At 69.7% G+C, this 22,743-nt stretch carries 19 protein-coding genes; 5 read left to right on the top strand and 14 right to left on the bottom strand.

Annotation, left to right across the window (positions count from 1 at the left end):
* Positions 1 to 7: 7 nt before the first annotated feature.
* A complete protein-coding gene (locus ACFRMN_RS14080; protein WP_383018291.1) occupies positions 8 to 1,363 on the top strand; it encodes a GH1 family beta-glucosidase in 1,356 nt (451 codons plus the stop codon).
* 76 nt (positions 1,364 to 1,439) lie between these two features.
* Here the strand turns inward: ACFRMN_RS14080 and ACFRMN_RS14075 are convergent, their stop codons facing one another.
* The 8 genes from ACFRMN_RS14075 to ACFRMN_RS14040 form a co-directional block, all read right to left on the bottom strand.
* Complete coding sequence (locus ACFRMN_RS14075) at positions 1,440 to 2,384, bottom strand: PfkB family carbohydrate kinase (protein WP_383018288.1); 945 nt, start codon at positions 2,382 to 2,384, stop codon at positions 1,440 to 1,442.
* Entirely contained in the window at positions 2,381 to 3,370 is a 990-nt protein-coding gene (locus tag ACFRMN_RS14070; RefSeq protein ID WP_383018285.1) for a zinc-dependent alcohol dehydrogenase family protein, read from the bottom strand. The genes ACFRMN_RS14075 and ACFRMN_RS14070 overlap by 4 nt, the downstream gene beginning before the upstream one ends.
* Positions 3,370 to 4,272 carry a carbohydrate ABC transporter permease gene (locus tag ACFRMN_RS14065; RefSeq protein ID WP_383018282.1) on the bottom strand — a complete coding sequence of 301 codons (903 nt, stop codon included), beginning with the start codon at positions 4,270 to 4,272 and terminating at the stop codon, positions 3,370 to 3,372. Before ACFRMN_RS14065 ends, ACFRMN_RS14070 begins: the two co-directional genes overlap by 1 nt.
* Positions 4,269 to 5,252, bottom strand: a complete 984-nt coding sequence (locus ACFRMN_RS14060) for a carbohydrate ABC transporter permease (RefSeq protein WP_383018279.1) — start codon at positions 5,250 to 5,252, stop codon at positions 4,269 to 4,271. Before ACFRMN_RS14060 ends, ACFRMN_RS14065 begins: the two co-directional genes overlap by 4 nt.
* Positions 5,249 to 6,610 carry an ABC transporter substrate-binding protein gene (locus ACFRMN_RS14055; RefSeq protein ID WP_383018276.1) on the bottom strand — a complete coding sequence of 454 codons (1,362 nt, stop codon included), beginning with the start codon at positions 6,608 to 6,610 and terminating at the stop codon, positions 5,249 to 5,251. Before ACFRMN_RS14055 ends, ACFRMN_RS14060 begins: the two co-directional genes overlap by 4 nt.
* 111 nt (positions 6,611 to 6,721) lie before the next feature.
* Positions 6,722 to 7,483, bottom strand: coding sequence for a DeoR/GlpR family DNA-binding transcription regulator (locus ACFRMN_RS14050; protein WP_030349305.1), 762 nt, complete (start codon positions 7,481 to 7,483; stop codon positions 6,722 to 6,724).
* Positions 7,484 to 7,825: 342 nt separating this feature from the next.
* Positions 7,826 to 9,595: a discoidin domain-containing protein gene (locus ACFRMN_RS14045; RefSeq protein ID WP_383018273.1), complete on the bottom strand. Its 1,770-nt coding sequence runs from the start codon at positions 9,593 to 9,595 to the stop codon at positions 7,826 to 7,828.
* Between the two features lie 105 nt (positions 9,596 to 9,700).
* A complete protein-coding gene (locus ACFRMN_RS14040) occupies positions 9,701 to 10,819 on the bottom strand; it encodes a DUF1996 domain-containing protein (RefSeq protein ID WP_383018270.1) in 1,119 nt (372 codons plus the stop codon).
* A gap of 284 nt (positions 10,820 to 11,103) precedes the next feature.
* Between ACFRMN_RS14040 and gndA the strand changes: the two genes are divergently transcribed.
* Positions 11,104 to 12,546 (top strand): NADP-dependent phosphogluconate dehydrogenase, encoded by a 1,443-nt coding sequence (gene gndA / locus ACFRMN_RS14035; protein WP_383018267.1) that lies wholly within the window; start codon positions 11,104 to 11,106, stop codon positions 12,544 to 12,546.
* 339 nt (positions 12,547 to 12,885) lie between these two features.
* Here gndA and ACFRMN_RS14030 read toward each other — a convergent pair whose 3' ends face one another.
* The 3 genes from ACFRMN_RS14030 to ACFRMN_RS14020 form a co-directional block, all read right to left on the bottom strand.
* Positions 12,886 to 13,515, bottom strand: coding sequence for an aspartate/glutamate racemase family protein (locus tag ACFRMN_RS14030; RefSeq protein ID WP_383018263.1), 630 nt, complete (start codon positions 13,513 to 13,515; stop codon positions 12,886 to 12,888).
* A 198-nt stretch (positions 13,516 to 13,713) separates the two neighbouring features.
* Positions 13,714 to 14,265, bottom strand: a complete 552-nt coding sequence (locus tag ACFRMN_RS14025; protein ID WP_383018260.1) for a DoxX family protein — start codon at positions 14,263 to 14,265, stop codon at positions 13,714 to 13,716.
* A gap of 201 nt (positions 14,266 to 14,466) precedes the next feature.
* Entirely contained in the window at positions 14,467 to 15,714 is a 1,248-nt protein-coding gene (locus ACFRMN_RS14020) for an SGNH/GDSL hydrolase family protein (protein WP_383018257.1), read from the bottom strand.
* A gap of 147 nt (positions 15,715 to 15,861) precedes the next feature.
* On the opposite strand from ACFRMN_RS14020, the gene ACFRMN_RS14015 reads away from it, so the two are divergent.
* Entirely contained in the window at positions 15,862 to 16,494 is a 633-nt protein-coding gene (locus ACFRMN_RS14015) for an endonuclease (RefSeq protein WP_383018254.1), read from the top strand.
* A gap of 141 nt (positions 16,495 to 16,635) precedes the next feature.
* Here ACFRMN_RS14015 and ACFRMN_RS14010 read toward each other — a convergent pair whose 3' ends face one another.
* The 3 genes from ACFRMN_RS14010 to ACFRMN_RS14000 form a co-directional block, all read right to left on the bottom strand.
* On the bottom strand, positions 16,636 to 16,833 hold the full coding sequence (locus tag ACFRMN_RS14010) for an antitoxin (RefSeq protein WP_383018491.1): 198 nt from the start codon (positions 16,831 to 16,833) through the stop codon (positions 16,636 to 16,638).
* Positions 16,834 to 16,947: 114 nt separating this feature from the next.
* On the bottom strand, positions 16,948 to 18,402 hold the full coding sequence (locus ACFRMN_RS14005; RefSeq protein WP_383018251.1) for a glycoside hydrolase family 76 protein: 1,455 nt from the start codon (positions 18,400 to 18,402) through the stop codon (positions 16,948 to 16,950).
* Positions 18,403 to 18,550: 148 nt separating this feature from the next.
* A complete protein-coding gene (locus tag ACFRMN_RS14000; protein ID WP_383018248.1) occupies positions 18,551 to 20,926 on the bottom strand; it encodes an MMPL family transporter in 2,376 nt (791 codons plus the stop codon).
* Between the two features lie 351 nt (positions 20,927 to 21,277).
* Between ACFRMN_RS14000 and ACFRMN_RS13995 the strand changes: the two genes are divergently transcribed.
* The gene (locus tag ACFRMN_RS13995) at positions 21,278 to 21,796 is read left to right on the top strand and encodes a lytic polysaccharide monooxygenase auxiliary activity family 9 protein (RefSeq protein WP_383018245.1); all 519 of its coding nucleotides are present in this window, start codon (positions 21,278 to 21,280) and stop codon (positions 21,794 to 21,796) included.
* Between the two features lie 176 nt (positions 21,797 to 21,972).
* Positions 21,973 to 22,707 carry a chitinase gene (locus ACFRMN_RS13990; RefSeq protein ID WP_383018242.1) on the top strand — a complete coding sequence of 245 codons (735 nt, stop codon included), beginning with the start codon at positions 21,973 to 21,975 and terminating at the stop codon, positions 22,705 to 22,707.
* Positions 22,708 to 22,743: the final 36 nt, after the last annotated feature.

Raw genomic sequence — 22,743 nt, 5'->3', positions numbered from 1 at the left:
GCAGTCAGTGAACGACCTCAACGCCCTTCCCCACGATTTCACCTGGGGCGTCGCCACCGCCGCGTACCAGATCGAGGGAGCCGTGGCCGAGGACGGCCGTGCCCCGTCGATCTGGGACACGTTCTCGCACACCCCTGGCACGATCGACAACAACGACAACGGCGATGTGGCCTGTGACCACTACCACCGGGTGCCCGAGGACATCGGGCTGATGAAGCGGCTCGGCGTGGACGCGTACCGCTTCTCGCTCGCCTGGCCGCGGATCGTCCCCGGCGGCGACGGACCGGTGAACAAGGCCGGTCTGGACTTCTACGACCGGCTGGTGGACGGCCTGCTGGACGCCGGCATCACGCCGTTCGCCACGCTCTACCACTGGGATCTGCCGCAGGCGCTCCAGGACCGGGGCGGCTGGCCGGTACGGGACACCGCCGAGCACTTCGCGCGGTACGCCTCCGTCGTCGCCGAGCGCCTGGGCGACCGGGTCAAGGACTGGGCGACCCTCAACGAGCCGCTGTGCTCGTCGTGGATCGGCCATCTCGAAGGCAAGATGGCGCCCGGGATCACCGATCTCACGGCCGCCGTACACACCTCGTTCCATCTCCACCTCGGGCACGGTCTCGCGGTACAGGCGCTCCGCGCGGCCTCCTCGGACGCACGGATCGGCATCGTCAACAACCTCAGCCCGATCGAGCCGGCCAGCGACAGCGAGGCCGACCGCGCGGCGGCGGTACGGGCCGACGGCCACACGAACCGCTGGTGGCTCGACCCGATCCACGGCCGCGGCTATCCGCAGGACATGCTCGACCTGTACGGCGTGGAACTGCCCGAGCGACCCGGCGATCTGGAGACCATCGCGGCGCCGCTGGACTGGCTGGGGCTGAACTACTACTTCCGCCAGATCGTGCGGGACGACCCGACCGGGGCCGCCCCGTTCGCCAAGCAGGTCGACGTACCGGACGCGCGCCACACCCATATGGGCTGGGAGGTGCACGCCGACGGTCTGGAGCAGCTGCTGCTGCGGCTCACCGAGGAGTACGGCGCGCGGCGCGTCTATGTCACCGAGAACGGCGCTGCCTTCCCCGACACCGTCGCGGCGGACGGCACCGTCGACGACCCCGAGCGGGCCGGGTATCTGGACGAGCATCTGGCGGCCTGTGCGCGGGCGGTGGCGAAGGGCGCCCCGCTCGCCGGGTATTTCGCCTGGTCGCTGATGGACAACTTCGAGTGGGCGTACGGCTACGACAAGCGGTTCGGTCTGGTCCATGTGGACTACGAGACGCAGCGGCGCACCATCAAGGGCAGCGGCCACCACTACGCGGACATCATCCGCGCGGCGAACGCCCGGGGCCGTAAGGCGGCCTGACGCCGGTACGGCCGGAGCCGTCACCCCTCGTCGGTGAGGGGTGACGGCTCCGGCCGTAGTGGCGCGTGCCCGGAGGTCAGCCGAGATCGGCGTCGGGCAGCGAGGGTTCCGTACCGGTCTGGGCGACCACCGAGGCCGCCACCCGGGAGGCGAGGACAAGCATCTCCTCCACCCGGTCGCGCGACAGCCCGGCCACCCCACCCTCGCGGTGCGTGCCGTTGGCGCTCAGCCAGGTGAGGACGGCCGCCATGAAGGCGTCGCCCGCGCCGATGGTGTTGACCACCTCGACGGGGACCGCGGGCACGGAGACCGGTTCCGCGGAGCCCGCGTAGGCCGTGCTGCCCTTGGCGCCGCGGGTGAGGATCACAAGCCGGCCCTCCCCCGCCAGCCGCCGGCAGGTCTCGTCCGGATCGGTGTCCGGCCACAGGCGCGCGAGATCCTCGTCGCTCGCCTTGACGACGTGCGCCAGCTCGCACAGCTCACGCAGCCGGCGCACGCTCAGCTCCGGGTCGATGGTCCGGTCCTGGCGCACATTGGGGTCGACCACCAGCAGGGACCGTTCGGCGCCCGCGCGCGCGGTGGCCGCGACCGCCCCGGCCGCCGGTTCGACGACCGCCGCGACCCCGCCCACGTACACCGCGGCGAACCGGTCGACCACCGCGGAGTGGTCCGGCAGCCGGAAGGTCGCCGTGTCCTGGAGATGGAAGTGGTAGCTCGTGCCGTCCGGGCCCGGGTCGGCGACCGCGAGGGTCGTGGGCAGCTCCGAGCGCGCGCACAGGCCCAGTTCCGTACCGGCCGAGACCAGCCGCTGTTCGATCATCCGGGCGAAGCCGTCGCCGCCGAGCGCGCCGGCGAACCAGCTGGGCGTGGCGAGCCTGGCCAGCCCCGCGGCGACATTGGCGGGCGCGCCGCCCGGCTGGGCCCGGTAGAGCTCCGGCTCGTCCGGCACCGGTACGAGGTCGATCAGCGCCTCTCCCATCACCAGAACGGCGCCGGAGCCGACCTCAGGACCCTCACTCACGGCTGGACCACGATCTTGCGGCCCTGGCCCGCCTTGAACCGCTCGATCGCCTGCGGGTACTGCTCCAGCGGCAGCCGGTCGCTGATGAACACCGCGGGGTCGAGAACGCCGGTGGCGAAGAGCGCGGCGGCCCTCTCGTAGCTGTGCAGCACCGCCATGGAGCCGGTGATCGTGATCTCCTGGTTGTAGATGCGGTACGGCTCGATGACCGCGGTCGTCGCGTAGTCGGCGACGCCGAACTGGAGGAACGTACCGCCCTTGGAGACCCGGCCGAGGCCGTCCTGGATGGCGCCCGCGTTGCCGGTGGCGTCGATCACGACATCCCAGCCGCCGGGCCGGTCGAACTCCTCCGCCGAGGCGCCGGAGCGCGAGCAGCCGAGCTTGTTGGCCGTCGCCAGCCGCTCCGGGTTGATGTCCAGGACGTCGACGCCCGTGGCGCCGGTGCGCTTGGCCAGCTCCAGCATCATCAGGCCCATGGTGCCGGACCCGTAGATCAGCACATCCGCGCCGAGGGTGGAGCGGAGCACGTCGTAACCGCGGACCGCGCAGGACAGCGGCTCGATCAGCGCCGCGTCCTTGACATCGATGTGGTCCGGCAGCTTGACGCAGTTGGACACCGGCGCGACGGCGAACTCGGCCGCGCCACCGGGCTTGCTGACACCGATCGCGTTCCACCGGTCGCACAGGTTGCCCCGGCCCGAGCGGCAGTAACGGCATTCGTTGCAGTACAGCGACGGGTCGACAGCGACCTTGTCGCCCACGGACAGTTCGGTGACCTCGGAGCCGATCTCCACGATCTCCCCGGCGAACTCATGGCCGGGCACGATGGGCAGGGTGGGCGCGAACTCACCCTGGAGAATATGCAGATCGGTACCGCAGATCCCGCACGCGGCGACGGCGACAACCACATCCCGGGGGCCGGGGGTGGGGTCGGGAACCGTCGTGACGGAGACCTTGCCGACGGCTTCGACGATCGCTGCCCTCATTACTTAACAGCTCCAAGAGAAAGGCCCTGGACCAACTTGTCCTGGGCGGCGAAACCTGCGGCGAGCACCGGCAGGGACACAACGACGGACGCGGCGCACAGCTGGGCGAGGAAAAGCCCCTGGCTGGTCACGAAGCCCGTCAGGAATACGGGTGCGGTCTGCGCCGTCACACCGGTGAGCACCCTGGCGAAGAGCAGCTCGTTCCAGCTGAAGATGAAGCAGATCAGTGAGGTGGCCGCGATACCGGGCGCGGCCACCGGCGCCACCACCCGCATCAGCACGGTGGGCAGCCGGGCGCCGTCCACCTGCGCGGCCTCGATGATGGAGACCGGCACATCCGCGAGGAAGGACTGCATCATCCATACCGCGATCGGCAGGTTCATCGAGGTGTAGAGGATGACGAGCAGCCAGATGTTGTCCAGCATCCCGGCGTTCTTGGCGAAGAGATACACCGGCAGCAGTCCGGCGACGACGGGCAGCATCTTCGTGGAGAGGAAGAAGAACATGACGTCCGTCCACTTCTCCACCCGCTTGATGGAGAGCGCGTACGCCGCCGGGAGCGCCAGCACCAGCACGAACAGCGTGGAGAACAGCGACGCCGTCAGGGAGTTGATCAGCGGCGGCCAGGGGCTGGCGCCGCCTCCCTCGCCGAAGAACACCCGGTAGCTGTCGAGTGTGAGGGGCGCGCCGATGGACGGCGGGTTGGTCGCCGCGTCCGTCTCCGAGTGGAAGGAGGTCAGCAGCATCCACAGGGCCGGCAGACAGAAGGCGATGCCGACGATCCAGGCCAGCAGCCCGAGCCCGGCGGAGCGCCGCCTGGCCCGCCGGGCGGCGGGGGCGTACTTGTCGATGCGGGGACGTGACGACGCGGTGGCGGTGTTCGGTACGGAGAGTGTGCTCATGCCCGGTTCGCCTCCTCACTGAAGAGGGACGAGACGACGCGCAGGGCGAAGGTCGCGATCACGATGGTGCCGATCACGACGACGACTCCGGCGGCCGAGGCCAGTCCGTACTCGTGAGCCTGGTAGAAGGTCTGGTAGATGGTGTACGGGAGGTTCGCGGTGCCGAGTCCGCCCGAGGTGAGCGTGAACACCGCGTCGAAGTTCTGCACGATGTAGATCGACCCGAGCAGGACGCCGAGCTCCAGATAGCGGCGCAGATGCGGAATGGTCAGGAAGCGGAACATCTGCCAGCCGGTCGCGCCGTCCAGCTTCGCGGCCTCCATGATCTCGGCGGGCCTGCTCTGGAGTCCGGCGAGCAGGATGAGCATCATGAACGGCGTCCACTGCCAGATCAGGGATGCCTCGACCGCCAGCAGCGGCATGTCGGAGATCCAGTCGGGCTGGGCGGGGCTGGAGACTCCGAAGAGTCCGGTGAACCACGCCCAACCGCCGTTGAGCAGGCCGTACTCGGGGTTGTAGAGAACGTGCTTCCACATCAGCGCGGCCGAGACGGGGACCAGCAGGAACGGCGTGATGAGCAGCGTACGGACAAAGCCGCGGCCGATGAACTTACGGTCGAGCAGCAGGGCCAGCAGCAGTCCCAGGACCACGCTGACGATCACCACGGTCGCGGTGAGCAGCACGGTCGTGAAGACCGATTCGCGCAGACTCGCGTCGGTGAAGACGGAACCGTAGTTGGAGAGCCCCGAGAAGCTGCGGTCGTCGGGGGCGAGCGAGTTCCAGTCGAAGAGCGAGATCACCAGCGTCGCCACGAACGGCAGCTGGGTGACCGCGATCAGGAAGATCAGGGCGGGCAGCAGCGGGGCACGGGTGGCCCAGGCGCGGGCCCGGCCCGGGGCCCCCCGGCCGGCGCGCCGGGGCGCCGAGGGGCGCTTCGCGCCGGCCGGGGAGAGTGGGGGGGTGCTGACGGAGGTACTCACTTCTGGTCCTTGCCTACCTTCTCGGCGAGCGCCTGCGAGTTCTTGAGCGCCTCGGCGACCGTCTTCTTGCCGGCGATGGCCGCGCTGATCTCCTGCGAGACCTTGGTGCCGAGGTCGGTGAACTCGGGGATGTCGACGAACTGGATGCCGACCGTGGGACGCGGCTGGGTGCCCGGGTCACGCGGGTTGGCGTTGGCGATGGCCTGCTTGGTGACATCGGCGAAGGCCGCCGCGTCCTTCAGATAGTCCGGGTTGGTGTACGTGGAGGCGCGCTTGCCGGCGGGCACATTGGACCAGCCGATCTTCTCGCCGACGAGGTTCTCGTACTCCTTGCTGGACGCCCAGGAGATGAACTTCCACGCGTTCTCGGTCTTGGCGGACGCCTTCTGCATGCCCCAGGCCCAGGTGTACAGCCAGCCGGAGCTGTCCGTCTTGTCCACCGGCGCGGGTACGTAGCCGATCTTGCCCTTGACGGGGGATCCCTTGGCCTCCAGCGAGCCGGCCCCGGCGGTGGCGTCGTACCACATGGCCGACTTGCCCTGCGTCATGTTGTTCAGGCACTCGGCGTAGCCGGCCTGGGGCGCGCCCGCCTCACCGTGCTTGCGCACCAGGTCGACATAGAACTGGGTGGCCTTGGTGAACTCCGGGGAGGTCAGCTGCGCCTCCCAGTCCTTGGTGAACCAGGTGCCGCCCATGGTGTTGACGACGGTGGTGAGCGGGGCGATGACCTCGCCCCAGCCGGGCAGCCCGCGCAGACAGATGCCCTTCATGCCCTCCTCCGCGCCGTCCGCCTTGGCGGCGAGGTCGGCGACCTGCTGCCAGGTGGGCTTCGCGGGCATCGTCAGCTTCTTCGCGTCGAAGACGTCCTTGCGGTACATCAGGAAGGACGACTCGCCGTAGAAGGGCTGGCCGTAGAGCTTGCCGTCCTCCGCGGTGAGGGATTCCTGGAGGGGCTTGAGGATGTCGCCCTGGTCGAAGGCCTTGTCCTTGGCGGTGTACTCGTCGAGCGAGTGCAGCCAGCCGTTCTTCGCGAAGAACGGCACCTCGAAGTTGCTGATGGTGGCGACGTCGTACTGGCCGGCCTGGTTGGAGAAGTCCTGGGTGATCTTGTCACGGACGTCGTTCTCCGGGAGCACCGTGAAATTGACCTTGATCCCGGTGTCCTTGGTGAAGTTGTCCGCGGTCAGCTTCTGCAACTCGACCATCTGCGGGTTGTTCACCATGAGCACATTGAGGGTGTCACCCCCACCGGACGAAGAGGCGCCGCCCGCGCCGCTGCACCCCGCGAGAAGGGCCACCAGGGCCGCGCTCGCGCCCACACGCACGCGGAGGGCGCGTCGTCGTTGCTGGAGGGGCATGAGATTTCTCCTGATCATCGTTACGAGAGGGGTTCTGGGACGGCTCTGCCCCGCCTCGGACCGGGGGCGGACCGAGGGAAGAGGGCGAAATGGGGGGTAATGCCCGCTGATTCAGACGCGGATGACCTGCGGGCCGAGCAGTGAGTAGCGCTGCGCCTCGGCCGACGGCAGACCGGCGTCCGTCACGATCGATTCGAAATCGCCGACCTCCGCGAAGCGGCAGAAGCTGACGGCGCCGAACTTGGTATGGATCCCGGCGAAGACCCGGCGGCGGGCGCTGCGCATGGCCTGGGCCTTCACCTCGCTGACGGCCGGATCGGGGGTGGTGAGGCCGTACTCGCGGGAGATGCCGTTCGCTCCGACGTACGCCAGGTCGATGACGAAGTCGGAGAGCATTCTGGTGGTCCAGTGATCGACCGTGGCCATGGTGGAGCCACGCACCCGCCCGCCGAGCAGCAGTACGGCGATCTTCTCGGCCTCGGCGAGTGCGGTCGCCACGGCGAGGGAGGCGGTGACCACGGTCAGCTGCCGGTCCCGCGGCAGCGCCTCGGCGACGAGCTGAGGGGTGAAACCCTCGTCGACGAAGACCGTTTCCGCGTCTCCCAGGAGATCCGCGGCGGCCGCCGCGATCCGTGACTTCTGGGGTACGAGCCTGGTGGTCCGTACCGCGAGAGTCGTCTCGAACCCGGCGCTCTCCACCGGGTAGGCACCGCCGTGGGTACGCCGTACCAGTCCATGACCTTCCAGGGCGTGCAGATCACGCCGGACGGTCTCCTTCGCGACCCGGAGCTTCGTGGCCAGTGCGCTGACTTCCACTGACCCGTCTCGTCGGGCGATCTCAAGAATTTCTCGTCGTCGTTCGTCGGTGTCCACGGTGACACACTTCCCTGCTTTGCTGCGGCTCATCACCCGTTCGGGCTCATGGATCGTTTGTACAAGCAAGGGACCCGCTGCGACCAGCTTCTTCGCAGCATCGACTGTGCCCGTTCATGCCCGTTTCATCAAGAGGGATTGCGCTGGTCATCGCGGATGGCAGGGGCGGTGTTGCGCGGATCACTGCCCGAATACGGCTCCTCGCGCGCCCGATCGGCGCCCGATGCGGTCCGTGCTTTACCTGTGGGCGGCGCCCGTATACGCAAAATCGCCCGCTAAACATTCCGCGGCGGGCCACGGAGAATCCGTGACCCGCCGCGGGGTTCCGCGCTACCGGTGGCGTCAGCCGTACACCCCGAACTCGTAGAGCGAGTAGCCCCAAGCGGTGCCCCGTACCGTCGCGTTGACCCGTACATAACGGGCATCTCCGGCGACGTCATGGCCGTCGATCCCACCATTGCCGTCGGTGACGGTCCTCAGCGTGGACCAGTCCTGCCCATTGTCGGAGGTCTGGAGGGTGTAGCCCTTGGCGTACGCGGCTTCCCAGGCCAGTTGAACGTGCCGGAACGCTGTCTTCCGTCCCAGGTCGACCTGGATCCACTGCGGGTCGCTCCAGTCGCTGGCCCAGCGGGTGTCGAACGAGCCGTCGACGGCGTTGCCCGCGGGGCAGGGGCAGCCGGTGCCGCTCGGCTGGGACGAGGAGGCCGTGGCGGGCCTGCCCTGGGCGAGATTGGTCCCGTCGACCGGCGGCGGCACCACCTTGAAGGACTTCGTCTCGATACCGACATTGCCCTTGCCGTCGGACGCCTTGACGTACACCTTCCACACCCCGAGCCGCTCGGGCGCGGTGACCCGGAAGGTGCCGTTGCCCGTGTCGGTGAACCGGACGTCCGTCAACTGCCCCGAATTGTCGAGGTACTTGCTGCCCAGCAGCAGCTGGTAGCTGAGCGGGTCGCCGTCCGGGTCCGAGACCGACGTCCGTACGGTGAACTCCCGGCCGGCCGGGACCGAGGCCGCGCCGTCGACCGCCATCGAGGAGATCACCGGCGGAGTGTTGTCGGCGGAGGTGTTGCCTCCGTAGGCCCGCTTCACGGCGTAGTACGAGAGCCGCTTCTGGCCCGCCGGGAGCAGATTGAACCAGACGCCGCCGAAGTCGTACTCGGTGCCGTAGTGGAAGAGCGTCGCACCGAGCGCCACGCCCGGGTGACCGGTGATACAGCCCCACGCCTTGGTGTAGCCGCTCGCCTTGGCGGTGTCGGCGGGCTCGTCGGGCACGCCGTTGGCGTCATCGGGCACCTCCCACTCACCGGCGGGACCGCCCTCGGTGACGATATAGGGCTTGGTGTAGCCGCCGTCCTCCCAGGTCTTGCGGATATTGCAGACATCACCGTAGGAGTTCACCGCGTACAGATCGAGGTCGGGCGCGTTGCGCTTGTAGTACGGCCAGGCCCCGGTCCAGGCGTCCGTGGAGGTCACCGGGTGGTTGGGGTCGACCGCGTGGATCTTCTTCGTGATCTCGTTGACGAAGGTGGTGTACGCGTCGCGCTGCTGCTCCAGCGCGGTGCCGCTGTAGCAGTTCTGGAGTCCGAGGACGGACTCGTTGCCCACGTTCCACATCAGGACGCCGGGGTGGTCCTTGTAGGTCTCCACCCACCTGGGGAACTCCGCGAGCATGTTGTTCTTGTAGGTGGTGTCCGTCAGATAGTTGACACAGCCACCGCTGCCGGGACCGCCGCCCGGCTGGAGCCAGAAGCCGGCGATGACCTTGACGCCATTGGCCGCCGCCGCGTCGAACAGCGGTTGGCTGGTGGCGTCGGTGCCCCAGGTGCGTACGGTGTTGGCGCCCATGGACTTCACGTCGGGCATGTACCGCGCGGCGTCCGCCACCGCGGGGCCCCAGGTCAGGCCCTTGACCTGATAGGGCGCTCCATCGACGGTCAGCTGCCAGGAGCCCTGCGATCCGGTGACCTTGACGACGCTGCCCGCGGCGTGCGCGGCGGGGGCAGGGAGGGCCACCGCGCAGGCGGCGAAGAGCGCGGCGACGGCGAGCGGGGCGACCCGGCGGGCTCGGCCGGCGGGCCTGCGTACAGGGTGTACGGCGGGTGGGTGCATGAGGTGGTGTCTCCTCGGGAAGTGGGGGGGCGCGGGTACGGGCGCGAGCATGGGAGAGCGCTCTCCCCGATGGGCGTGCGGCACCCATCGGGGAGAGCGCACCGGTCAGGGCAGTTCGTAGTCCGCGTCGAGCGCGGCCCCCGCCTCGGGGTGGGTCTGGTCGTAGCCCCGGGCGTCACACTGGAGTCCGCCCACGACGCAGTGCTGGACCAGCGCGTTCAGCGTCGCGTCGTCCCACGCGTTGAAGAAGTCGTAGTGGAACGAGTGCCCCGTACCGCTGGCCAGTCTGACCTGCGACAAGTCGCCGTTGACGGGCCAGGCCATCTTGAACTCGATCATCGGCAGAGCCACCGGGTGTGAGGTCGGGCAGACGTCCTGGTTGGCGCCCTGCGCGACCGGATAGGCCATATGGCTCTGGTGGTTCGGGGTGTCCAGATACTTTCCGTCCCAGCAACTCGGCGCCTGGAAGCGGAGGTTGAGCTGAACGTCCTGGGCGGTCGGGCAGGACGCCGGGATTTCGGTGTTGTTGTACTGGTTCCCGCACTCCCAGCCCTCCACCCAGCCCGGGTGGTTGCGGAACTCGTCGGCCGTCTGCATCGGGCTGCCGACGACAAAGCGCAGCCCCTTGGGGAACGGCCGCACCGTGCGGTAGTCGGTGACACCCGACTTGTAGTAGATGACCTGCGGACCGACCGGCGCGACCGCCGCGTCCCCCTTGAACAGGGTCGGCATCCAGTACGCGGACTTGTCGCCCGGCGCCTTGCACGCCGTGCCGCCGCCGCTCAGCGAGGCCGTGGTGCTGTTGGCGTCGGTCGTCCTGTTGCCCATGAACGTGTGGTCGTGCGACTTGCCGGGCTGACCCGGGAACACGATCGGGTCATCCGGCCTGGTGTGGGTGACCGAGCAATTCGCCTGGAACTCGTGGAAGTAGCGGTGCGGGGGGATCTCGGTGGACGGCTCCACCCCGGTCACGGGCGGATTCGCCGGTATGTATCCGTCCCCGTCGGGGTCGTCCCCCGACGGTACGGGGACGGCGGGGGCCATCTTGTGCCCGGCGTGGGCGGCCGACGCCGCCTGCCCGGCCGCGGCCGGGCGGTCGGCCGCGCGCGGGGTGGTGGCGGTGGCGGTGTCCGGAATCGCGGAGAACCCGAACGCCACCAGAGCCAGTGCGGTGGCGACGAGTAACGCGGACATCAGTGCGGTGGTGCGGAATCTCTCGGCCATGCGGACCTCCATGCCGCTTGGAATCACTGCGGGAGAGCGCTCTCCAAGGCCGTGTCAGTGTTACGCCGCCGCTGAGAGGGTGTCAATACTCTGTGAACGATCCCGGGCGCGGCCCTTGTTGCCGCTCACGCGCCGGACACGGCACGATGCGACAAGCCCGGAATGCGAAAGGTCCCGGGCGGCTTGACGATTGGTGAACGACCGTCTTCAGCGGTGCGTATCCCTCCCCGGCGGGACGTACTGGCGAGGCACGGCACATCCGACGGATATCCAGGAGCGCACGCATGAGTGGTACTGCCCAGATCGGCGTCACGGGGCTCGCGGTGATGGGCCGCAACCTCGCCCGTAACTTCGCCCGCAACGGCTTCACCGTCGCCGTGCACAACCGCACGGCGTCGAAGACCCGTGCTCTGGTGGACGAGTTCGGTGACGAGGGCGCCTTCGTCGCCGCCGAGTCGGCGGCGGAGTTCGTCGCCGCGCTGGAGCGGCCGAGGCGTCTGGTCATCATGGTGAAGGCCGGCGAACCGACGGACGCCGTGATCGAGGAGTTCGCCCCGCTGCTGGAGGAGGGCGACGTCATCATCGACGGCGGCAACGCCCACTTCGCGGACACCCGGCGCCGGGAGCGGGAACTGCGCGAGCGCGGCATCCACTTCGTGGGTGTGGGTATCTCGGGCGGTGAGGAGGGGGCGCTGCACGGGCCGAGCATCATGCCGGGCGGATCCCCTCAGTCGTACGAATCGCTCGGACCGCTGCTGGAGCGGATCGCCGCGAAGGCCCCCGACGGCGCGCCGTGCGTGACCCATATCGGCCCCGACGGCGCGGGCCACTTCGTGAAGATGGTGCACAACGGCATCGAGTACGCCGATATGCAGCTGATCGCCGAGGCGTACCACCTGCTGCGGTCCGTGGCCGGCTACTCCCCCGCGAAGATCGCGGAGACCTTCCGGTCGTGGAACACCGGCCGGCTCGACTCGTATCTGATCGAGATCACCGCGGAGGTGCTGGCCCATACGGATGAGGCGACCGGCAAGCCGTTCGTGGACATCGTGACCGACCAGGCCGAGCAGAAGGGCACCGGCCGCTGGACGGTACAGATCGCCCTCGATCTGGGCGTCCCGGTCTCCGGCATCGCCGAGGCCGTCTTCGCCCGTTCGCTGTCCGGGCACGCCGCGCTGCGGGAGGCGTCCCGTACGCTGCCGGGCCCGACGGCCGCTCCGCTCGGCGAGGCCGACGCGGCGCGCTTCGCCGACCAGGTCGAGCAGGCGCTGTACGCGTCGAAGATCGTGTCGTACACGCAGGGCTTCCACCAGATCCAGGCGGGCAGCGAGGAGTACGGCTGGGACATCGACCTCGGTTCGGTCGCCGCGATCTGGCGGGCGGGCTGCATCATCCGCGCCGCGTTCCTCGACCGGATCCGCGGGGCGTTCGACACGCGGCCCGACCTGCCGAGCCTGCTGTCCGACAAGCAGTTCGCGGAGGAGATCGGCGCGGCGCAGGACGACTGGCGCGCGGTGGTCGCCGCGGCCGTGCACCAGGGTGTGCCGACGCCGGGCTTCGCGGCGGCGCTCGCGTACTACGACGCGCTGCGCGCCGAGCGGCTGCCCGCCGCGCTCACGCAGGGGCAGCGCGACTTCTTCGGCGCGCACACCTACCGCCGCACGGACCGTGAGGGCTCGTTCCACACGCTCTGGGGCGGCGACCGCTCCGAGGTCTCGGCGGGCTAACCCGTCCAGTCCCCCGAACCCAGTGGCCCCGGTGAGGGCTCCGGCTCCGGTACGGGGTCGGGGCCCGGCGGGCGCGGGATGGGTTCGGGTTCGGGGATGGGCGCGGGGCTCGGCGGTGACGGGACGGGCTCCGGCGCGGGGCCGGGCCCCGGCACCGGCCCCGGCGGCGGGATGGGCGCCGGCGGTACGGGATCGGGGAAGGGGCTCATGCCGGACCTCCAGAAATGCGGGAGTCGTGCGTTCCCAATGTCTCCCGGAGCGCGTGCCCACGCTCGCCGGATCCACGCGTACCCGCGCGCGTTCGACCGCCGGACCCGCGCGGGAGGGGCGTCTCGGAAGTCAGATGGCAACGGCGGCGGCAGCGGCGGCGTTGAGCCCCGGACGCGGGCTGGAGAACACCGGAATGTCACTCACGGCGCGCTCCGCCGCGTCGGCCATCGACGCCTGGGCGAGCACGATCACATCCGCTTCGGTGACGGAGTCGACGGCGGCGGCCACCGCGTCCAGATAGCCGTCGCGGTCACCGGCCTCGAAGCGCTCCCACGCGCCCTCGACCAGTACGGTACGCACCTCGATGTGCCGCTCCCCCGCCTCCTGCCGGATCAGCGCCACCGTCGCTCCCAGGGTGCTGTCCAGCGCGGCGACCACCACGACCCGGTCGGCCGCGGCGGCGGCCACGGCCATGGGCCGGTCGACCCGCAGGACGGGCACGCCGAGGGCGGGGGCGGCACGCTCCGCGACCTCGCCGATGGTCGAGCAGGTGCACAGCGCCGCGGTCGCCCCCTCGGCGACGGCGCCGGCGAGCACCGACTGGACATCGGCGGCGACGGCGTCCGGGCCCTCGGCCCTGGCCCGGCTGAGCAGGGACTCGTCCACGAGATGACGCAGGACGAGTCCTGGATGGTCGGCGTCCCGCAGGGCGTCGAAGACCGGAACGTGAACCGGTGAGGTGTGCAGCAGCGCCAGCATGATCGCGATGCTAGACGGCCTTCGGCCCCGTGTCGCGCGAACTGGGCTCCATCAACCGGGTGTCGAGGCATCGCGCGCCTCTGCCCGCCCCACCTCTCGAAGTCCCAGCCTACGTCCAGTGCGCGGGTACGAAGTGAGGCGGTTGTCGGGTTCTCCCATGTGGACCATGAAGACGTGGACACGCACGGGACAGAGACGTCAGCCGTCTGCCGGGGTGTCGTCCACGGCGCCGGCCCACTGGTCGGATGCCAGCGTCCTGGCGCGTTTTTCGATGATCACGATCGCCGCCGCCGCGCTGGTCATGAACGCGACCGGGATCATCCAGGGCCGGTCGAGACAGTGGCGGGTGGCGCGGTCGAGGGAGTAGCGGCCCGCGCCCATCACGCCGATGGAGGCCGCGGTCCAGCCGAGGAAGGCCGGGTATTCGAAGCCGCCCGACTGGGCGAAGAATCCATTGGGGACATGCACCGACATGGCTCCCGCCATGCCGCCCGCCGCCGCTGCCCCGGCCGCCGGTGCGGCCAGGCCGAGTGCCAGCAGTACGCCGCCCCCCGCCTCGGCGAGCCCGGAGGCGATCGCGCTCGGTCTGCCTGGCCGGAAGCCCATCGCCTCGAACGACTGGGCGGTCCCATCGATCCCGCCGCCGCCGAACCAGCCGAACAGCTTCTGGGTGCCGTGCGAGGCGAGCACCACTCCGGTGCCGATTCGCAGGGCGAGCAGGCCGAGATCGCGTCGGCTGTGACAGGTCATGGCGGGCTCCGTGGGTGCGGGGGGGGTGCGCGGGCGTACGACTCCACTCTCTGCCGCGCGGCGCGTGGGAGGGCGGCGTTGCTGGGCCGTACGAGTGGGATCTGTACCGGCCCAGCCACTCTCGTCACTGTGACGCGCCACGTACCGGCCCGGGGGCGGAGGCCGTACACGCCTCCGCCCCCTCGTACGCGACAGCCGTGGCTATCGGCCGCAGCGCAGACCGCGCACATCGACGGTGTCGCTCATGACCTTCATCCCCGCGTCGTTCGGGTGCAGATGGTCCCCGCTGTCGTACGCGGGCAGGATCTTCGACGGCGCCGCCGGGTCCTTCACCGCGGCGTCGAAGTCCACCACCCCGTCGAACGCGCCGCTCTCCCTGATGAAGGTGTTGACCTCCTGGCGGACCGCTTCGCCGCCCGCGTTCCACTCCCTCCAGCCCTCGTACGGCATGACGGTCGCCCCGACCACGCAGGCACCGGCCGCATGGGTCCTGGCGATGATCTCCCGGTATCCGGCGATGACTTGGGCGGCCGTGGGCGCCGGGGTCGCCTTGATGTCATTGACGCCTTCGAGCAGGATCACCGTGCGCAGACCGCGCTGCGACAGTACGTCCCGGTCGAGCCGCTTCAGCGCGCTCTCGCCCGCTCCGTCGGAAAGGACTTTGTTGCCCGAAATCCCTTCGTTGGCAACGCCCTTGAGGGTGGTACGGGGATCGCTCCGCAGCCGACCGGCCAGGAAGTCGGGCCAGCGGCGGTTGGCGTCGGCGGTGGAGATGGCGCCGTCCGTGATCGAGTCGCCGAGCGCGACGACGGCCCCGGTGCCGCGCGGGGCGTCGACCACGACCGCGTCGAGGTAGTAGCGGAAACCGGTCTGCTGGGTGAAGGGCGTGGCGGTGTCCTCGGCCGCGTGGTCACCGGCGGGCGCGATGTAGGAGGTCTGGAGGCCCATCCGGTGCCCGGTGGCGGTTCCGGCCGCGTCCTGTACGTACACGCTGATGGCCAGATCGGACTGGGGAGGTACGGCGCCGGGCAGCGGATCGCTGTATACGGAACCACCGGGCGGGACGGTGACCGAGGCGGCGCCGCGGAAGGACAGCGCGCGGTTGCTGCCGGGCACCAGGGCCGCGCCCGAGGCCCGTACCCCGGCGTAGGCGCGCCCGAAGGTCACCGGCTGCTCGCCGAAGGCGTTCGACAGCCGGATCCGCAGCGCGCTGCCGCCCGCGCTGGTGTGGACGACGACCCGGTGGGTGCGCGCGGGGACGGCGGCGTCGAGCCGGTCGGCGCTCGCCGCCCAGGTGACGACGGGGGTGGTGGCCGCGGAGGCGGGAGGCGCGGCGATGGGGGCGGGCAAGGCGGAGGACGCGGTCGGGACCGCGAGGACCGAACAGAGAGCGAGAACGGCAACGGCGGCCGTGCGCCGGACGCGTCGGGGTAACTCCGGTCTGTTCATTGCGGGGTGATCCCTCTCGTAGCGGAAGTCGTGCCCATGTCATTCATGGCACGGACAGAAAGCGCTTCCGGTTCGATGTTCGAACGCGTGCGTCTGATACCTGACCGCGTCACAATGGAAACGGCCACTGAACGGAGGAGGTGCGTCGTGCCCACAACCGGCACCCGCGAAGCCGTACGGGACCTGCTCGACACCCTTGGCCGGACGTACGCCGATGAGGCGGGTATCCATCTGCGCGACACCCCGCAGCCGCTCTACCAACTGCTGGTCCTGTCCTGTCTGCTGAGCGCACGGATCCGCAGCGGGACCGCTGTCGCGGCCTCCCGCGCGCTCTCGGACGCCGGACTGCGCGACGCGCGCCATATGGCGGACGCCACCTGGCAGCAGCGCGTGGACGCGCTGGGCGAGGGGGGCTACCGACGCTACGACGAGCGCACCGCGACACAGCTCGGCGTGGGCGCCGAACTGCTGCTCAAGGAATACGGCGGGGATCTGCGCCGGCTCCGCGAGGCCGCGCACGGCGACATCACCACCCTTCGGTCGCTGCTCCGGGAGGTGCCGGGGCTCGGCCCCGTCGGTGTGGACATCTTCCTGCGCGAGGTCCAGGGGGTCTGGCCCGAGGTCGCCCCGTACCTGGACGCGAAGGCCCTCCAGGGAGCGCGCGGGCGCGGACTGCCCGACGAGCCCAAGGCGCTGGCGCGGCTGGCCGGTGACACCGATCCGGCCCTCTTCGCGGCGGCGATGGTACGGGCGGCCCTGGAGCGGAAGAAGCGGGACTGAGCGGCGGACGAGCCAGGGCCGGGCCGGGGCAGCGGACGAGCCAGGGCCGGGCCGGGGCAGCGGACGAGCCTGGGCCGGGCCGAGGCAGCGCGGTGACCGACGGTGCACGGGACCGTCGGTCAGTGGCACGTCCCCCGCCCGTCAGCCCTGCGGCGGCCTGTCGTCCCTGGGCCGCTCGGTGCCGAGCTGTTCCTCGATCTTCTTCTGGGCCATGTCGACCTGGTCTTTGTACTTGTCGCCCGTCTTCCGGTCGAACGCGTCGCCCGCCTTCTCCACCCCTTGGCGCGCTTGGTCCTCATGGCCCTTCAAGAGGCCCTTCAGCTTGTCGAGCATCGACATGTTCGGCTCCTCGCTCGGAACGGTGGTCACGTCCACCATCACCGCTGCCGGGCGATCCCGCATCCGCAGCGGCCGGTGGCCGGCGGCCGGCGCGCGGTCCGCGTCCGCCGCGCGTCACGGAGCGGCGTTGAGCAGGTCGAGGGCGCTGTGCTGGCGCGCGGCGTCCGCCGTGTCGACCGGGCCGCTCCAGCGCAGCCCGTACTGGTCGAGCGGATTGCGGTCCCGGGCGTACGCGGTGTCGGCCTGCTTCCTCAGATACGCCGTGTAGGGGTGGTCGGCGAGCGCGGCGTTGAGCTTGCCGAGCCCGCGTACATGCGCGCCCTTGAACGACGGTCCGTCGCCCCCGCAGTCCCCGCCCTCGCAGGGATCGCGCAGGATGCCGTCCGTGGTGTGCAGGGACGGGGTGGTGGTGGCCGCGTCGGCGAGCTGCCGCGCGGTGGTGAGGAGTTGACCGTCCTGGGTGGCGCGGTGCAGCTCGGTGAGCGCGCCCAGCAGCACGCCCTGGTTGTACGACCAGACGGTGCCGTTGTTGCGGCAGGTACCCAGGTCGATACCGTCGTTCACCAGGCGCGAACCGTTGACCATCCCGGTCCCCTGGAACCAGGACCAGCCGGCGCGGGCCCGGCCCAGATAGGCCGTGTCGCCCGGGATCCGGTTGTGGAGCGCCGCGTTGAGCTGGATGTAGAGGGAGTTGGCGATGGCGTTCTTATAGGTCCTGGCCGTGCTCCACCACACACCGCCGCCGCAGGTGCCGTCCCAGTACGCGGCCATGTGGTCGGCGTCCGCGCGTGCGGTGTTCAGATAGCGGCTGTCGCCCGTCAGGTCGTACGCGGCGACCCAGGCCAGTCCCCACCATCCGGTGTCGTCGATGTAGTCGTTGCGGAACTGACCGTCCGCCGCGCCCAGCTGGCGGTCGTAGGTCTGGGCGATGGCGTACCGGTAGCTGGGCATGCCGGTGACCCTGATGTTGTCGATGATCGCGGTGAGGGCGTTGGCGGAGTTCCACCAGCCGCTGGTGTCGAACAGACCGGTGCCGTTGTTGTAGAACTGCATCTGCGCGGTGGCCGCGGCCGTACGCCGGTCGTAGGCGTTCCAGGTCGTACGCGCCCACGGCGTGCACGCGATCTCCGTACGGTCGCCGGCCTTGCCGCAGGCGCGCAGGGCGCCGACGCCGCGGTTGTTCCAGTCGTCCACGTTGTACATCAGGGTGCGCCAGCCGCGCTGTCCGGTGGGCACGGTGGTGGCACCGAGGCGGCTGCCGGAGCTCCAGGTGCGCCCGCCGTCGAAGGACCGGTCGAGCCAGACCTCGTCGCCCGGGTTGCCGTTGCCGATCGAGGCCCAGCCCATCGCGTCATGGTCGTTGAAGTGCAGGGTGATGGATCGCGAGAAGAGCGTGGCGGCGACGGGGGTGCGGTCCTCCGGCGCGAGCGCGGGGTCTCGGGCGTCGCAGTACGCGTTGCAGATGGTGGCGGCGGGAGCGGCCTCGGGAGCGGCGGGCGTGGCCGCGGCGGCTTGGGGCGTCACCACCGCGAGCGTGCTCATCACCAGCGCGGCGACGGTCGGTGCCATCAGGAGACGTATTCGGGCTGACAACGTTGTCCACATGGGCCACTCCGTGGTCGGGCGACGCGGGCGAGGGCGGACAGGTGCATGAGAGCGCTCCCGGAAGGTACGACCATGACGCGACCACGTCAATGTGTCGGGTCGATGAGTCACGTCAATGAGGCGGGCCCTGGACTCCCGCCCCCGGACGCCCGTCGGACACGCTCCGGCGATCCGCAGTCGCCCCCTCGCCCTCCCTGTCCACCCGGGGCAGGATCCGGTCCAGCCACCGGGGCAGCCACCAGGCGCTTCTGCCGAGCAGTGTCATCACCGCCGGCACGAGCAGCAGGCGGACGATCGTGGCGTCGATGAGGACGCTGACCGCCAGAGCGAGGCCCAGCATCTTCACCACGATGTTGTCGCTCAGGATGAACGCGGCGAAGACGCTGACCATGATGAGCGCGGCGCAGCTGATCACCCGCGCCGTGATCTCCAGACCGTGTGCCACGCTTCCCTTGCTCTCGTGGGTACGCAGCCATGACTCCTGGACCCGCGCGAGCAGGAACACCTCGTAGTCCATGCTCAGTCCGAAGACGATGGCGAACATCATCATCGGGACGTAGCTCTCGATCGGCACCGTCCCCGAGATGCCCAACGAGGGCCCGCCCCAGCCCCATTGGAAGACGGCGACCACCACTCCGTACGACGCGGCGATCGACAGCAGATTGAGCACGGCGGCCTTCAGAGCCACCAGCAGGCCGCGGAACACGATCAGGATGATGAGGAACGCCAGGGCGACGACGACGCCGATGATGAGCGGGAGCCGGGCGGTGATGAGATCGAGGAAGTCCTCCATGGCCGCGCTCACGCCCGTCACATACGTCTTCGCACCGGTGCCCGACACCGCCCCCGGCAGGATGTCGTCCTTGAGATGGTGGAAGAGTGTGGTGCTCCCGGCCGACTGCGGCGAGCCGCTGGGGATCGCCGTACCGGTCAGCAACTGACCGTCGGCGGTGGGTCGGAGAGGCGTGATACTGGCCGCGTCCGGGACATCGGTGAGCGCCTTGTCGAGCCGGGAGGCCAGCGCGGGGCGGTCGGCCGCCGGCACCGCGCTCTGGTCGACGACGAGGATGAACGGCCCGTTGGCGCCCGGTCCGAAGCCGGCCGAGATCAGGTCGTAGGCGCGCCGGTCGGTGAAGCTGGTGGGGTCGGCGCCGTCGTCGATATGTCCGAGGCGGATGGAGAACAGCGGGATCGCGAGCACGCCCACCGCCACGAGTCCGGCGAGCAGGAACCACCAGGGGTGGTGCTCCACCCGCTGCGCGTACCGGTGCCAGCCGTCGTGCGCCGCGCCGTCGCGTGCCGTCCCGTCGGCCGGCTCCGTGCGCTTCGTACGTTCCCCGCGCTTCACGCTGTTCGCGGCCGGGGCGGGGGCCGGGGCCGGGGCCGGGTCACCTTCCGCGACCGGCCGGCGGACCCAGTAGCGGTCGATGCGGCGTCCGGCGAGTCCGAGCAGCGCGGGTACCAGCGTGATGGCGCCGACGACGGCGGTGACGACCGTGACGGCGGCGGCGACGCCCAGCTTTCCGATGAAGCCGATCTGCGACACATACAGCCCGGCGAGGGCGACGATGACGGTGCAGCCCGAGACGATGACGGCACGGCCGCTGGTGGCGACCGCCCGGCCGGCCGCCGTCACCGGGTCGGCCCCGTCGATGAGCCGCTGCCGGTGACGGGTGATCAGAAACAGCGCGTAGTCGATCCCGACGCCCAGACCGATCATGGTGGCCAGGGTCGGCGAGACGCTGGCGAAGGTGGTGGCCGCGGCGATCAGCCCCAGACAGCTCACCCCGACGATGACGCCGACCAGCGCGGTGACCAGCGGGATCGCGGCGCCGATGATACTGCCGAAGCCGATCAGCAGGACGATCACCGCCACGGCGAACCCAATGGCCTCGCTGGTCAGATCGGCGGGCACGGGCCGGGCCAGTTCGCCGAGCAGCCCCCCGTACTCGACCTGCACACCGGCGGCGCGCAGTGGCTGGACCGCCGCGTCGACCCCGCGAAGATAGGAGCCCCCGAACGAGGTGGGGTTGGCGTTGAACTGGATGCCGATGTAGCCGGTCCTGCCGTCGGGGGTCAGCGCCCCGGTGGGCGGCGCCGAGGGCGTCGGGGGCAGGGGGCTCGTGACGGACAGTACGTGCGGGAGCGTCCTGAGCGAGCCGACCGCCCGGTCGACCTGACTCCGTACGCCGGTCAGCGGCCGCCGCGCGTCGTACAGCACCACCTGGGCGCCGATGCCGCCCGCCCCCGGGACATGCCGGGCGAGCACCCGCGCCCCCTCGTCCGACTGCGTACCGGGGAGCGAGAAGTTGTCGGAGTAGGTGCCGCCGAACGCGGCATTGAGTCCGTACAGCCCGCCGAGTGCGACGAGCCAGAGAACGAGGACGGTGATGAAGTGCCGGGCGCACCACTCCCCCAGCCGCCGTAGCCAACCGGCCCTGACCTGGCTTCCTGGGTCTTTCACTGCCGTACCGCTCTGCGAAGTCATACGTCCCCCCGGAGGGCGTGAACATCAGTGAAACCCAGCAAATGCAGGCATTTTATGCGTTCCATAGTAAATATAGTTGTTCATGGCTTTTGCCCGGCGTGCCTTGCCCTCCGACCGCCTCAACTGACCTTTCCCGCAACCCTCTTGACGGGGGCACGTCGACCTGTATGGTCTAGTCCAAGTGGTCGAGACCTTTCCGGATGCAACGTCATTTCCGGCGTGTCCGCGGATGGAATCCACCACCGCCCTTCGCGCCTCTTGGCCCCACACTCGAAAGGCCGGCCCGCTGTTTCCGGATTCCCCCACGGATCCGGCGATCGCGGCGGGAAGACCTGATGTGAAGGAGTATCCATGCACACGAAAAGGAAGCTGGCCGCCGTACTCGGCGCCGTTGTCGCTCCCGTTCTCGCCGTGAGCCTTCCCGCGAGTTCCGCGAGCGCCCACGGATATATCTCCACTCCGCCGAGCCGTCAGGCGCAGTGCGCGGCGGGAACCGTCAGCTGCGGTGACATCACCTATGAGCCGCAGAGCGTGGAAGGACCCAAGGGGCTCACCAGTTGCAGCGGCGGAAACTCCCGGTTCTCCGACCTCGACGACGACTCCAAGGGCTGGACCGTCACTCCCGTCGGCAGCACCACGTCATTTCAGTGGAAGCTGACCGCGCGTCATGCCACCAGCACCTGGCAGTACTTCGCGGGCGGACAGAAGATAGCCGAATTCAACGACAACGGCGCGCAGCCGGGTGCGACCGTGACCCATCAGGTGAACTTCGGCGGTCTGTCGGGTCAGCAGAAGGTACTGGCGGTCTGGAATGTCGCCGACACCACGAACGCCTTCTACGCCTGCATCGATGTGAACGTCGGCGGCTGAGCGACAGCTCCTCCACGCGCCTGGTGAGCCCCTGACATCCCACTCGGGACACCCCACTGGGGACACCTCGCTCGGGACACCCCACTCAGGGCTCACCCGGCGCCCGCCACCACCCCCCACCACATACGCATGGGCCGCCACGCGTCCGGCGGCCGGAACAAGAGAGTGAGTCACTCATGCGTCAGCGCCTCATCGGGCTGCTCACCGCGACGGCCGCCGCCGCCGCGTTCTCCCTGCTCTCCCTCGCGCCCTCCTCGGTGGCGCAGCCGTCCCAGTCACCGCGGGCGGCGGCCGATTTCGTCGTCAGCGAGGGCCAGTTCAACCAGATGTTCCCGAACCGGAATCCGTTCTACACGTACAGCGGTCTGACCGCCGCGCTCAGCGCCTATCCGGGCTTCGCCGGTACGGGCAGCGACACCGTGCGGAAGCAGGAAGCCGCGGCGTTCCTGGCCAATGTCAGCCACGAGACCGGCGGTCTGGTCCATATCGTGGAGCAGAACACCGCGAATTACCCGCACTATTGCGATGCGACGCAGCCCTATGGCTGTCCGGCCGGAAACGACAAGTACTACGGGCGCGGCCCGATTCAGCTCAGCTGGAACTTCAACTACAAGAGCGCGGGGGACGCGCTCGGTATCGATCTGCTGAACAACCCGGATCTCGTGCAGAACGATTCGGCCGTGGCGTGGAAGACCGGTCTCTGGTACTGGAACACCCAGAACGGGCCGGGAACCATGACTCCGCACAACGCGATGGTGAATGGCGCCGGATTCGGCGAGACCATCCGCAGCATCAACGGCAGCATCGAATGCAATGGCGGAAACCCCGGCCAGGTGCAGAGCCGGATCAACAATTACACGAGCTTCACCCAGATCCTCGGGGTGGGGACCGGCGGCAATCTCAGTTGCTGACGCAGACACCGAAACGTACCGCTGAACGTACCGCGC

This window comes from Streptomyces sp. NPDC056835, from assembly GCF_042789485.1.
Lineage (GTDB): Bacteria > Actinomycetota > Actinomycetes > Streptomycetales > Streptomycetaceae > Streptomyces.
The sequence above is the reverse complement of the archived record's forward strand: the minus strand, read 5'-3'. Positions and strand labels throughout refer to the sequence as shown.

What these genes read in the sequence shown, in the direction of transcription:
- ACFRMN_RS14055 (WP_383018276.1), bottom strand. Translation starts at nt 6,610, where the DNA reads ATGCCCCTCCAGCAACGACGACGCGCCCTCCGCGTGCGTGTGGGCGCG.
- ACFRMN_RS14010 (WP_383018491.1), bottom strand. Translation starts at nt 16,833, where the DNA reads ATGTCGATGCTCGACAAGCTGAAGGGCCTCTTGAAGGGCCATGAGGAC.
- ACFRMN_RS14030 (WP_383018263.1), bottom strand. Translation starts at nt 13,515, where the DNA reads ATGCTGGCGCTGCTGCACACCTCACCGGTTCACGTTCCGGTCTTCGAC.
- ACFRMN_RS14020 (WP_383018257.1), bottom strand. Translation starts at nt 15,714, where the DNA reads ATGAACAGACCGGAGTTACCCCGACGCGTCCGGCGCACGGCCGCCGTT.
- ACFRMN_RS14065 (WP_383018282.1), bottom strand. Translation starts at nt 4,272, where the DNA reads ATGAGCACACTCTCCGTACCGAACACCGCCACCGCGTCGTCACGTCCC.
- ACFRMN_RS13990 (WP_383018242.1), top strand. Translation starts at nt 21,973, where the DNA reads ATGCGTCAGCGCCTCATCGGGCTGCTCACCGCGACGGCCGCCGCCGCC.
- ACFRMN_RS14005 (WP_383018251.1), bottom strand. Translation starts at nt 18,402, where the DNA reads ATGGCACCGACCGTCGCCGCGCTGGTGATGAGCACGCTCGCGGTGGTG.
- ACFRMN_RS14025 (WP_383018260.1), bottom strand. Translation starts at nt 14,265, where the DNA reads ATGACCTGTCACAGCCGACGCGATCTCGGCCTGCTCGCCCTGCGAATC.
- ACFRMN_RS14070 (WP_383018285.1), bottom strand. Translation starts at nt 3,370, where the DNA reads ATGAGGGCAGCGATCGTCGAAGCCGTCGGCAAGGTCTCCGTCACGACG.
- gndA (WP_383018267.1), top strand. Translation starts at nt 11,104, where the DNA reads ATGAGTGGTACTGCCCAGATCGGCGTCACGGGGCTCGCGGTGATGGGC.
- ACFRMN_RS13995 (WP_383018245.1), top strand. Translation starts at nt 21,278, where the DNA reads ATGCACACGAAAAGGAAGCTGGCCGCCGTACTCGGCGCCGTTGTCGCT.
- ACFRMN_RS14000 (WP_383018248.1), bottom strand. Translation starts at nt 20,926, where the DNA reads ATGACTTCGCAGAGCGGTACGGCAGTGAAAGACCCAGGAAGCCAGGTC.
- ACFRMN_RS14045 (WP_383018273.1), bottom strand. Translation starts at nt 9,595, where the DNA reads ATGCACCCACCCGCCGTACACCCTGTACGCAGGCCCGCCGGCCGAGCC.
- ACFRMN_RS14040 (WP_383018270.1), bottom strand. Translation starts at nt 10,819, where the DNA reads ATGGCCGAGAGATTCCGCACCACCGCACTGATGTCCGCGTTACTCGTC.